Source organism: Pseudoalteromonas sp. ASV78, from assembly GCF_047806705.1.
In the GTDB taxonomy this organism is placed as follows: domain Bacteria; phylum Pseudomonadota; class Gammaproteobacteria; order Enterobacterales; family Alteromonadaceae; genus Pseudoalteromonas; species Pseudoalteromonas prydzensis_A.
Genome location: NZ_JBLOPA010000001.1, coordinates 2,826,067 through 2,838,637 on the forward strand (window position 1 = coordinate 2,826,067; position 12,571 = coordinate 2,838,637).

General features: G+C 42.0%; 10 protein-coding genes. 6 read left to right on the forward strand and 4 right to left on the reverse strand.

The genetic code is table 11. The features are described 5' to 3' along the window. Entirely contained in the window at positions 1-384 is a 384-nt protein-coding gene (locus ACMVDV_RS12675) for an MAPEG family protein (protein ID WP_304182870.1), read from the reverse strand. 260 nt (positions 385-644) lie between these two features. On the opposite strand from ACMVDV_RS12675, the gene ACMVDV_RS12680 reads away from it, so the two are divergent. Then, positions 645-1,526: a DMT family transporter gene (locus ACMVDV_RS12680; protein ID WP_304182874.1), complete on the forward strand. Its 882-nt coding sequence runs from the start codon at positions 645-647 to the stop codon at positions 1,524-1,526. A 55-nt stretch (positions 1,527-1,581) separates the two neighbouring features. Here ACMVDV_RS12680 and ACMVDV_RS12685 read toward each other — a convergent pair whose 3' ends face one another. The 3 genes from ACMVDV_RS12685 to ACMVDV_RS12695 all read right to left on the reverse strand — a co-directional run bounded on the left by ACMVDV_RS12685 (position 1,582) and on the right by ACMVDV_RS12695 (position 5,906). Beyond that, positions 1,582-1,899 (reverse strand): DMT family transporter, encoded by a 318-nt coding sequence (locus ACMVDV_RS12685; RefSeq protein ID WP_304182876.1) that lies wholly within the window; start codon positions 1,897-1,899, stop codon positions 1,582-1,584. Continuing rightward, positions 1,899-3,431, reverse strand: coding sequence for a bifunctional GNAT family N-acetyltransferase/carbon-nitrogen hydrolase family protein (locus tag ACMVDV_RS12690; RefSeq protein ID WP_304182878.1), 1,533 nt, complete (start codon positions 3,429-3,431; stop codon positions 1,899-1,901). Before ACMVDV_RS12690 ends, ACMVDV_RS12685 begins: the two co-directional genes overlap by 1 nt. A gap of 183 nt (positions 3,432-3,614) precedes the next feature. Next, positions 3,615-5,906: a penicillin acylase family protein gene (locus tag ACMVDV_RS12695; protein WP_416158346.1), complete on the reverse strand. Its 2,292-nt coding sequence runs from the start codon at positions 5,904-5,906 to the stop codon at positions 3,615-3,617. 257 nt (positions 5,907-6,163) lie between these two features. Between ACMVDV_RS12695 and ACMVDV_RS12700 the strand changes: the two genes are divergently transcribed. From ACMVDV_RS12700 to folE, 5 genes are all read left to right on the forward strand, one after another. Beyond that, positions 6,164-9,526: an ATP-binding protein gene (locus tag ACMVDV_RS12700; protein WP_416158347.1), complete on the forward strand. Its 3,363-nt coding sequence runs from the start codon at positions 6,164-6,166 to the stop codon at positions 9,524-9,526. Between the two features lie 37 nt (positions 9,527-9,563). Continuing rightward, positions 9,564-10,193: a YceH family protein gene (locus ACMVDV_RS12705; RefSeq protein ID WP_416158348.1), complete on the forward strand. Its 630-nt coding sequence runs from the start codon at positions 9,564-9,566 to the stop codon at positions 10,191-10,193. Positions 10,194-10,246: 53 nt separating this feature from the next. Then, the gene (gene nadE / locus ACMVDV_RS12710) at positions 10,247-11,077 is read left to right on the forward strand and encodes an ammonia-dependent NAD(+) synthetase (RefSeq protein WP_416158349.1); all 831 of its coding nucleotides are present in this window, start codon (positions 10,247-10,249) and stop codon (positions 11,075-11,077) included. A 196-nt stretch (positions 11,078-11,273) separates the two neighbouring features. Further along, positions 11,274-11,993, forward strand: a complete 720-nt coding sequence (gene folM, locus ACMVDV_RS12715; RefSeq protein ID WP_416158350.1) for a dihydromonapterin reductase — start codon at positions 11,274-11,276, stop codon at positions 11,991-11,993. A gap of 22 nt (positions 11,994-12,015) precedes the next feature. After that, positions 12,016-12,570 carry a GTP cyclohydrolase I FolE gene (gene folE, locus ACMVDV_RS12720; protein WP_064666818.1) on the forward strand — a complete coding sequence of 185 codons (555 nt, stop codon included), beginning with the start codon at positions 12,016-12,018 and terminating at the stop codon, positions 12,568-12,570. Position 12,571 lies beyond the last annotated feature (1 nt).

Genomic DNA, 12,571 nt, shown 5'->3' on the forward strand with positions numbered 1-12,571 from the left:
TTAAATACACACAATAATCATGGCAACTGCGGTTGCTAGCCCAACAAACCATACTAATGAGCGCAGTACATCTAAATTTAGATAATAAAAAACACAATATAAAGTACGCGAAATAATATGAGCAATAGCCAGTAATTCCGTGACTTGATGAACGTTATTAGTACCTAGAACTACGGCTAAAGCCACTGCAAATACTGCCAGTGATTCAAAGCAATTTTGATGTGCAGCCAAAGCTCTTGCACCAAAGCCCGTTAGTTTAGATTGTTGGTCACGAGGATGCTTATTGTCATAGCCATTTAGCTTGTTCATCGCAACTGCCACGGGTGCTTTGGCAAAATAAGGCATCAACACAGCAAGCAGCGCACAAATTAATAAAATAGTCATTATTACTCCTTATCGTTGTGCTCATCAACTTAACATAGCTAAGCGCATAGTGTAAAAAACCGAGTAATAAAAAAGCCGCCGTTGCTTACTAAACAATAGCGGCTAACAATAACATCACTTTAACTATAGCTCAGTGTGAGCATTTTGCAGCTGTGACATATTGTCGCAGTTGAGATATTTTCATTTTTGCTATTCTTAGTTCGCTTTAGCACCCTTGCACTGGTAACGTATCCGCCTCTCTCACTTGCTATTTTTTCATTATGATCTGGATCTTTTTAACTATTTTAGCTGCTTTTATGCAGTCATGGCGCAACGCTTTACAAAGTAAGCTAAGTGCACATGTCAGTGTTGCAGGCGTCACTTTAGCGCGCTTTATACTGGCAAGCCCGCTTGCATTAGCTTATCTAATTGCATTATATAGCTACCAAGATGCCCCCTTACCCTCTTTCAACCTTATTTTTATTGGTTATATTGTCGGCGCAAGCATAGTGCAAATTATTGCCACTGGGCTGATGGTGAAATTATTTAAAATGAATAATTTTGCAGTCGGTGCGGGACTTGCGAAAAGTGAAGCGCTGGTTGCCGCCATTTTGGGAGTGTTGTTTTTTGGCGCGACGCTATCTTTACTCGGCTGGCTTGGCGTATTTCTTGGATCAATTGCAGTATTACTATTAAGTGGCATTACGAATATTAAGCACTTTAGCCTCAAAACCGCCTTGTTAGGTTTAGCCTGTGGCACCGCATTCGCCCTTTCTTCGTCATGGATACGTGAAGCAAGCCTAAACTCAGGCCTGTCGTTTCCTTATTCAGCAGCATGGGTTTTACTGCTTATTATTAGCCTACAAACCATTATGCTTTGTGGCTATATTGCAGTAAAAGAGCGCCCTACGTTTCGCGCGATGTGGGCACATAAAAAAACCACCAGTGCAGTGAGTTTCTTTAGTTGTGTCGGTTCGATTGGCTGGTTTAGTGCGATGAGTTTACAGCATGTCGCCTATGTTAAAACCTTAGGACAAGTGGAAGTGTTTTTTACTATTTTGATCTCAGTGTTGTGGCTCAAGCAACCATTAAAACGCCAAGACAGCGCAGGGCTGCTATTAATTGCCATTGCGGCGGTGTTAGTGATGTTGCCTTCGATATAAGCAACAACGGCGGCTCACTGCAACGTGGCCGCCTTTCATTTTTTAATCCACTGAATTAATGACTAATTTTTAAGGTGATCACGCCGCTGATGATCATCAACACACCGGCAATACGACCAAATGTCGCCGCATCGTTATAAAATAAAATACCGACAATAAATGTTCCAGCTGCACCTATACCGGTCCATACCGCGTAAGACGTGCCCATAGAGATATCACGCTGTGCCAGCCATAACATAAAACCACTGGCGACCATAAACGCCACAGCAATGCCAATACCTAACCAGCGATTTTCACCCTCTTGCGACATTTTTAATCCCACCGGCCAACCAATCTCCAATAAGCCGGCAATAATTAAATAAATCCACGCCATTAATTTTCTCTCTTTTTCAATATTACATCGTACAGATCCTCACGACGATCTTTTAAGTTACGCACTGTGCCTTCACTGTGCAAAACTTTTAATTTATCCATATCTAAATCACTAAATAACAGCATTTCAGTATTGGGGGTTGCTTCATTAAGCGTCGCATCATGAGGGAATGAAAAATCAGACGGTGTTAATACCGCTGATTGTGAATACTGCACATCAAGACTTTCTACTTCCGGTAAATTACCCACAGAGCCGGCAATAACCACGTAGCATTCGTTTTCAATCGCCCGTGCTTGTGCACAGTGACGTACTCGTAAATAACTATTTTTAGTGTCGGTCCAAAATGGCACAAACAAAATATCTAAACCTTGTTTTGCTAAAATTCGTGACAATTCAGGAAATTCAACATCGTAGCAAATTTGAATACCCACGCGACCCGCATCGGTATCAAATACCGCAATTTTATCGCCGCCTTGGATCACCCAATCATTTTGCTCATGAGGGGTGATATGAATTTTACGTTGTTCGTCAATTTTACCGCTGCGATGACACAGATAACTGACGTTATAAATTTTATCGCCTTCAGCCAGCGGCATTGAGCCGGTAATAATATTAGCGTTATATTCAATCGCCATGCGCGACATCGCATCACGGAAAGTCTCTGTATATTCAGCTAAATAACGAATAGCCTCGGTTTGATTTCTTTGCTCACTAAGTCCCATAAGTGGTGCATTAAAAAACTCAGGGAAGAGAATAAAATCACTTTTGTAATCAGACACTGTGTCTACAAAATATTCAACCTGGGTGAGCATTTCTTCAACCGACTCAACACTGCGCATTTGCCACTGTACTGCGCCAACTCGTACTATCGACTTTGTTGATTCAAGTACCGTGTCGGTCGGTTCAAACATAATGTTATTCCACTCAAGTAGCGTGGCATAACCCACCGAATTTTGATCTTCCGGTAAATACTTTTTAAGTAACCGTTTAACCTGAAAATCATTCGATAATTGAAAACTTAAAATTGGATCATACAGCTCTTTATGATCGACCTTGGCAATATATTCTGTTGGACTCATGTCACTGCTGTGGTTGTAATAACGCGGAATACGTCCACCAGCCAAAATAGCCCGCAGATTATACTGACGACACAATTCTTTACGCGCATCATAAAGCCTGCGCCCTAAACGCATACCACGATGAGTAGGCGAAATAACCACATCCAACCCATACAGCGCATCACCATCAGGGTCACTAAATACCCGATCATGGCCGTCAACAATATCTTCATAGGTATGCGGATTAGAAAAACGCGTGTAATCCACTTGCACGCTCAGTGCAATCCCTACCAGCACGCCATCATCCACCATGCCCAACTGTCCTTCCGGGAACTGGTCAATCAACCTAAATATAGTATGGCTTGGCCATGCACCACCTAAATCTGGATAAGCTTGATCCATCAAGGTTTTTACTTGTGGATACTGCTCTTTCGTTAAATTACAAATCTCAAGATGGGTTTTTTCTGCCGACATACACAACTCCTTTAGGCGTAGGACATTACATTTGATATTCAATACGACATCATACCTGTTCAGCTCTGAACGTTTGCTTAGTGCAGCATACTTAGCGCTGGTTTATTTTTAAGATAGCACCAACAACTGTATTGAAGTAAGTATAAGTAGGTATAATTTTTAATTTTACACCTCTTTGCACATTTAAAGCTCACTTACAGGTAAGATTGTGATCTCATGAATTAGTGTTTGCGGTAATAGCGGCGTTGGTTTTGCAGCTACGTAGTCATCAAATCCTGCGCGATAAAAAGACGATAATGGATGCCCTGATTGACCACCGGGAATGGCCATTATGGCGTTTTCTAAATGCCCAGGCTGAGCAATAAAACGCTGCGACGCCCCAAAACTTCGCCCCTGCACTGCTGGCATATAACTATCACCAAACCCTGCGGCGGTCGGCATATTTAATAATTTACTTAGTTGTGGTATTTGCTGGGCGAATGGATGCTCAATAACTAATTCATTCACTGTACCCCACTGCCAAGCTTTTAAGTTACTGCCAAATTCTTTACTTAAGTTACTGACAACTTGACGAAATGAATCAGTTAATTGTGCATCCCAATCAGCAAATTGTGGATTTAACCAGCTGCTTGGTTGCTGTTCAATAAGCTGCCATATTGCCGGCTCTAAATCACGTTTAACATACTTTAATGAACCGCCCTGAGCCTGCAACTTTGCTTGCATAGCCGTAAATACACTATTAATAACTTCATCACGATAACGCCTAACCAGTGTATAGCCTATTGACGTTGCACAGGCACACCCTTGCCAGTTCTCTAACTCTGTTATGTATTGCTGATTAGCCGTACTATTTTTATTAAGCTGTTGCAGCAATAGACTATGCCACGGTTGTAAAAAACGCGCCTGATTATCATGCTGTAACTGGTTAAAATCAGCTTCATTAAAGTGTTGCTTTTCATACAATCGATCACGAATTTGACTCGAGCGTGCCCCTAAGGCATAGCCACCATTACCAAAACGCTGATCATCTTCAGCCGACACCACCCGAGAGTTCCCAGTCCATAAACGGCCATCAACAGGATTTTTAACTTCCGGCCTTTGCTGTTCATTATGCTGCCAAAGTGTTGAGTAATCATTTTCCTGAACAGCTAGTTCACTGGGCTTAATACGCCCTGGAATGGCTCCCATATTTTTCCAACCCGCATTGCCTTGGCTATCTACCACCATTAAATTTTGTACTGGAATACCCACTTCACTGGCAATCCGCAGCGCGTCATCGACAGTGGTTGCTTGTTCTAATTTCAATAAATCCATATCGACTGCATAAGGTTGATGGCCAACCCAGCTAAGCGCATAAGGCTGGCCATTTATTTCTCGCACTGGACCATACTCACTCAATGTCAGCTTATATTCTTCAATTGACCCATCGGGTAGTGCTATTTGCTCAACTTCTTGCCATGTTTTACTGTTATCAGTTAATGCTATCCAATCAGCCGTATCCAAATAGCCATTAGTAAATCCCCAGGCAATATTGTTATTAGTCCCCACCACAATGGCGGGTGCGCCAGGTAAGGAAACCCCTGTCACTTGGCTCGCTTTTCCTGCCATTGCATAATTAAGTTGCGCACGATACCAAATAACCGGTACCGCCATCGACAAGTGCATATCATCCGACAGCATCCCAGCCCCAGTGGTCGTTAACTGCCCTGTCACTGCCCAGTTATTACTACCACGTTCTTGATTTGCATCAATATTTAATAAAGCTTGTAAGGTTTGCTTAGGAAATTCAGGAATAGCTAAATTATAAGGTGCGAGTGTGCTGCCATCTAAAGCCGCTTGATATTGGCTGGGTTGAGTTAAAAAACTGACCATCTCTGAGCCATAAATATCGGCAATTTGAATTAACGCTTGGTCACGCTCAAAGGTCGCTGTTTGTAAATCTAAGTACATACTGTAAATCACTAACAAGCTATCTTCACTGCGCCAAGGCTTTTGCTCTGCGCCTGTTAGTAAATATTCAAAACTGCTAAAACCTACCTGCGCTAAGCCTTCGTTAACGCCAGCGGCATAACTTGTTAATAATGCTTGATCGGCTTGAGGCAATTGCTCAACGATCGCTGCACTGCGTTTTCGTAACTGGTGAAAGCGCATGTTTTTATCTAACCCTACGGCCGCTTTACCAAACAATTCACTCAATTCACCCGCCGCATTACGGCGCAATAAATCCATTTGAAAGAACCGATCTTGGCTATGTGCGAAACCTAAACCATACGCGGCATCAAGACGGTTTTCAGCTGAAATAACTGCTTGACCCAGTTGATCTCGAGAGATTTTTACCGCTTGGCTGACGTGGTTACTACGCCCATTACCATCAAGCGCCGGTAAGCTAATTGCCAGAACACCATAAATAACTGCCGTTGCAGCTAACCCTAAAATAACGATTGCCAACACCAACCACTTAATTACTTTAAACATGAACCGGTCCTTTCACTGTGAATTAGTTCTATCATAACCATAGTTTTATGAAAAATAATGTTCTTCACTCGTTTCAAGGGAATAAATTCCAACTGGCCCCAAAATAAGCTCATCTATCATCACGATTAACAGTTAATCTGGCAGCTAACATGCCGTAATTTAAATAAAAATAAAAAATACGATTTACCAGGACTATTTTTATTTCCACAATAAGTTGACTATAGTTGAACAGCCGATTCTAAAATGCACTAATCTTAATGCCATTGCCAAAAACAGATGATTATAAACAGGTATATAAATTCAAACTGACATTTTGGTTTTCACTCGCCTTTATTCTATTTATCAGTTTAGTACTTGATCAGGTCAGCTATAACCGTGCCAAACAATCTCACCGACTATTAATTCTATCAGAGGTGAGTAGCTACCGTACTCAACTTGAATCAACCTTAGTGTCGAATATTCAACTTGTCCGTGGTTTAGCCGTCGCTGTTGCCGCAGAGCCTAATTTAGATCAACAACGTTTTGCACAAATCGCCGCGCCATTATTCGACACCTCATCTGAATTACGCAATATCGGTGGCGCACCTGATATGGTGCTGAGTATGACTTATCCGTTAGCTGGCAATGAAAAAGCGATTGGTCTAAATTTTTTAGCAAACAAAGCACAACACGCCGATGCTATTCGTGCCCGTGACAGCAATGAAATAGTTATGGCAGGTCCTCTCACTTTAGTTCAAGGTGGCGAGGCCTTAATTGCCCGAGTCCCTGTTTATCTTCCCCCTGATAAACATTTTTGGGGATTACTCTCTGTGGTACTCGACATTGACAAAATATACACTAAAGCAGGTATCTACGAATTAGAAGAGCACTACGATGTCGCCATTCAAGGGCGTAATGGCTTAGGTCTAAAAGGGGAGTTTTTCCGCGGCAGCTCTGAAATTTTAAAGCACAACCCACTAGCATTTAAGTTAACTTTTCAAGGTGGGGAATGGGAAATTTTTGTTTCTCCAAAAACAGGCTGGGCGCCACCAAGCTCCGCAATATGGCCATTGCGGTTAGCAATATTTACAATTTGCGGACTACTAATTTTAGCATTTTTAGTGTTCTTAAAAATGCTCAACCGCCAGCTACAAAATGAAAAAATGTTAATCACTATGAGTAGCTTAGCAAAAATTGGCGCGTGGTCATTTAACCTCGAAACACAGCAAGTATATTGGTCAGATATGACCAAAGAAATTTTCAAATATCCTTTAGATGAACAACCCAACTGGCCAAAGAACCTTGCTTATTTTAAAGCTGGAGAAAGCCGTAATACTATAAAAGAACTCGTTGAGCGAGCAATAAAATACGGTGAAAGTTACGAAGTAGAACTCGAAGTAATTAATTCTCAGAACCAATCCGTGTGGGTATTAGTACATGGCGAAGCAGAGGTCCGTAATGGCCGTTGTGTAAGGATTTTTGGCTCACTGCAAGATATAAACACCCGCAAATGTATTGAATTAGAAAGCAATAAAACCGCACGGCACAACGAAGCTCTTGCCTCTCTTACGGTTAATAGCGCGGTGCTCACTGGTAATTTAAAACAAGCAAAAGATATTATCACGCAATCAGTTTGCGATGCCTTAAATGTCGAACGCGCCAGTATTTGGCTGTTCAATGATGCAAAGGATCAATTACAGTTATTTGCCCATCACGGTAGACACGCCCCAGATAATACGATATTGCAAGCATGGCAGCAAAGTGAGCTACCACATTTTTTTACCGCCATTAATCATCAAGCGGTGATCTGCGCCCCTAATACACTTAGCAACGAACTGACAACGCCACTCACAAAGCACTATTTAGCGCCTTTAGAAATACAATCTATGCTAAGTGCTTCTATTCCAGCAGGGAGCGGCGCCATTGGTATTGTCTGTGCTGAGCATTGTCTGCATCCACGGGCATGGTCTCGCAACGAAGAAAGCTTTCTAATCGCTGTAGCCGCTTTAATTGGCAGCTTATATTCTAGCGAACAACGTATAGAAACAGAGCAACAGTTAGTCAAAGCCAAGGAAGCTGCTGAAAAAGCGGTGGCCGCTAAGGGGGAGTTTTTGGCTAGTATGAGCCACGAAATTCGCACTCCGATGAACGGGGTACTCGGTATGCTGAATATTGTGCAGCAAACCCCACTAGATCCCCAGCAAGCGCATCACATTGAGTTAGCGCAATCATCAGCGCAATCGCTGCTTAACATTATTAACGATATTTTGGACTTTTCAAAAATTGAAGCGGGTAAATTAGGTATTGAAGAAATTGCCTTTAATTTGCCGAAATTACTGGGGGAAATTGTCGAATCATTTGCCCTCAAGGTCGAGCAACAAAATACTAAACTGGTTTTAGATGCCACTAAAATTGATGTTAATGAAGTTATTAGCGATCCAAACAGGCTACGGCAAATTATTAATAACTTGCTCGGTAATGCGGTTAAATTCACTCACGATGGAGAAATTATTGTCATTGCTGATTTAAAAAATACCACTGATGGTACTTTTTTAAATTGCTCAATAATTGATACTGGGATTGGTATAAAAGCCGATAAGCAAGCATCGTTATTTGATTCTTTCACGCAAGCAGATACCTCAACCACTCGCCAATATGGTGGCACAGGTTTAGGACTGGCGATTGTTAAGCAGCTCTGTAATTTAATGAATGGCGAAATTAACGTTACCAGTGTTTACGGGCAAGGTAGTACGTTTACTTTTTCAATTAAAGTACAGCCGCTACTAAGTAGAGAGCAAGATTTACCGAGCCATTTAATCAAAAATAAACGCATCTTAGTTGTTGATAGCTGCCCTTTAAATAGCGCAATTGCTCATAAACAACTGCATGTATGGGGCGCACAAGCTGATATTGTCGGCCACTATCCAAGTATTACCCAGTACTTAACAACAAGTGAGGCACCTATTGATGCTATTTTGCTTGATTATAGCTTTACTCAACAAGTCGATAGCACAGTGATGAACACGCTCCAAAGCTACCTACATGAGCACCAAGTAAAGCTGATCCTGATGGCACCGATGAGTTTCTCGCAAGAGCATACCTCCTTGTCGGTGAAAGTTGATTGCATGATATTTAAGCCTCTAACTCCTTCTGATTTATTTGACTCGCTGGCAAATGACAAGTTTATTGAACAACAACAAAATAACCCTGTATTACATAGCAACATTGCAATAAATAACGTGCACTTTGCAAATCAAGACAAAATTTTGCTAGTAGAAGACAACAAGGTCAATCAAGTGGTTGCCTCCGCTTTACTTAAACAAGCCGGTATTAATTTCGATATTGCTGAAAATGGCCTTGCAGCAATTGAGCAACTAAAAAGTAATTCTGCACAACCATACAAGTTATTATTAATGGACTGTCAAATGCCAGAAATGGACGGCTACCAAGCAACTCGCGCTATCCGTAATGGGGATGCCGGAGAGCATTATAAAAACGTAGCTATCATTGCCTTAACAGCGAATGCTATGCAAGGCGATAGAGACAAATGCCTAACTGCGGGCATGAGTGATTATCTAACCAAACCGCTCGATTTTGAGACGCTTAATCCGAAATTACAACAATGGCTTGATAAACAATAAAAGTGTAAGCTTAGGCACAACAAAAGAAGGATTTATTATGCAACTTACCGCTATTGAACAACGTGTGATCGGCTGCTTACTTGAAAAACAAAGCACCACACCAGAGCATTATCCGCTGTCACTCAATGCATTAACTAACGCGTGTAATCAAAAATCGAACCGTGACCCCGTACTCACTCTTAGTGAAACGCAAGTACAAGAGGCGCTAGACGCTTTACTCGCGCAGCGCTTAGTCACACAAGATGAAGGATTGTCTGGCCGCGTAACTAAGTTCGCACATCGTTTTTGCAACACCGAGTTTGGTAATTTACACTTAACTGAGCAACAACGCGCCATTATTTGCCTCATGTTACTGCGTGGCCCACAAACTCCTGGTGAATTAAGAACCCGCAGTAATCGACTCGCAGAGTTTAATAATGTGACTGAAGTTGAATCAGCATTAAATGCCTTGATCAACGCAGAGCATGTGATAAAACACCCGCGCGAACCAGGTAAACGTGAAAGCCGTTACAGCCATTTATTTGCGGATCCACAAAGTGCCGTTACTGTCGCTGTAGAGCCGCCTGAATTAGCAGCACTCAAAACTGTTGAATTCAATGAACTGCTTACAGAAATTGATCAGTTAAAAGCCGAATTACAAAAAATTAAACAACACCTAGGGCTTTAATTTAGCCTTTGCCAATAACATAATAATGACAACATTAACTATTAGGAGTCAGCATGCGTGCCGAGATCATGGCTGAAATGAAAGTTAAACCAAGGATAAACGTTGAGCAGGAAATTACCCGACGCGTTAACTTTATCAAAAACCGCCTTGTGGCAGCACATTCACGTTCTTTAGTGCTGGGGATCAGTGGTGGCGTAGATTCATCTACTTGTGGCCGCTTATGCCAACTCGCCGTTAATGAATTAAATGCACAGCAACAAACTGACAAGTATCAATTTATCGCTGTTCGCCTGCCCTACGGTATTCAAGCCGACGAAGCTGAAGCACAATTAGCAGTTGACTTTATTCAACCTAGTAAACGGCTAACGGTTAATATCAAACCCGCCGCAGACGGCATGCACGAACAAGCATTAGCGGCGGTGGTTGGCTGTGGTGAAACATTGCCTGAACAAGCGCAAATTGATTTTATTAAAGGCAACGTTAAAGCACGTCAACGCATGGTTGCGCAATATGAAATTGCCGGTTTCTGCCAAGGGCTGGTAGTGGGTACTGACCATAGTGCCGAGAACATTACCGGTTTTTACACTAAGTTTGGTGATGGTGCCTGTGACTTAGCACCCTTATTTGGTTTATCAAAACGCCAAGTACGCGCTTTGGCAAAGCAACTCGGTGCGCCTGAGTTGCTAGTGAATAAAACCCCAACCGCGGATTTAGAATGCGATCGCCCGGGCCTTACCGATGAAGAAGCGTTAGGACTAACTTATGAACAAATTGATGACTTTTTAGAAGGTAAAGACGTTAGTGATGAAGTCACTGAAAAGCTCATTGCTATTTATCAACGCACTCAACATAAACGCCAAGCTATCCCAACAATTTACGATTAATTGCATACTGACGAACTGAGTGCAGGCCAGCAGCAATAAAGAGCCTGCACTGATGATCCTTCTCTTATCGTCAACCGTAATGTACAACTCAATGATGCGGTAATGACTTTGCCACGCTAATGGGTGAAACATTACTGTAATTTAGATTATAGTTAGCTTATTAATACTTAGCGCTAAATAGAGAATACAGCATTTTATGACATCGCCCATTTTAATTACTGGCGCAGGCCAACGTATTGGCTTAGCACTTGCTCAGCATTTTATTGCCGCTGGCCAAGCTATTATTGTGACTTACCGTACTCGCCATAAAACAATTGACGATTTAGCGCAACAAGGGGCTATTTGTATCGCTGCTGACTTTACTGATGATAATGCTATTGCAGAGTTTATTGAGCTATTAAAAAGCCATACTGGTAGCCTCAAAGCGATTATTCATAACGCCTCAAGCTGGGATTGTGAAGCCAATAATCCAGACAGCGCGACACTATTTGATAATATGATGCGTATCCATGCCAAGACGCCTTATTTGATCAACCTTGCCTGCGGTGAGTTATTGCAATGCCACTACGAGCAATATCATCAGCCAGCCGACATCATTCATTTAACAGATTATGTTGTCGATACTGGTAGCCCAAAACACTTAGCCTATGCAGCCAGTAAAGCAGCGCTTGATAATTTAACTAAATCGTTTGCTGCTAAGTATGCGCCACAGATAAAAGTCAATGCAATTGCACCTTCGCTGATTATTTTTAATGAACACGATGATGAAGCGTACCGTGCTAAAACGTTGAAAAAATCATTAATGGGCATCGAACCAGGTTGCCGTGAAATAATTAACAGTGTCGATTTATTACTCAATAGCCATTACATCACAGGGCGTTCATTACCCGTTGATGGCGGCAGGCACTTAAAATAATTAATTTAAAACTGAGAAATTTATGCATAACGAATTAAAGAATAGTTACCAAGAGATCATTGCTGCCGTAGGTGAAGACCCACAACGCGAAGGGCTGCTAGACACACCAAAACGTGCCGCCAAAGCGATGGAGTATTTAACTAAAGGCTATCGTCAAACATTAGACGAAATCACCAACAATGCCGTATTTACCTCTGATGCTGACGATATGGTACTAGTACAAGATATAGAGCTTTACTCAATGTGCGAACACCATTTACTGCCTTTTGTTGGCCGCTGTCATATTGCTTATATTCCTAACGGCAAAGTACTTGGATTATCTAAATTTGCGCGTATCGTTGATATGTACGCTCGCCGCTTTCAAATTCAAGAGCAGTTGACTCATCAAATCGCTAAAGCGGTAGAAGAAGTGACTGGCGCCAAAGGCGTGGGTGTTATTGTTGAAGCAAAACATATGTGTATGATGATGCGCGGGGTTGAAAAGCAAAACTCCAGCATGCGGACATCAGTGATGCTAGGTAACTTTAGAGCAGACCCAAAAACCCGCAATGAGTTTTTGCAGCTTGTAAAAGGCTAAA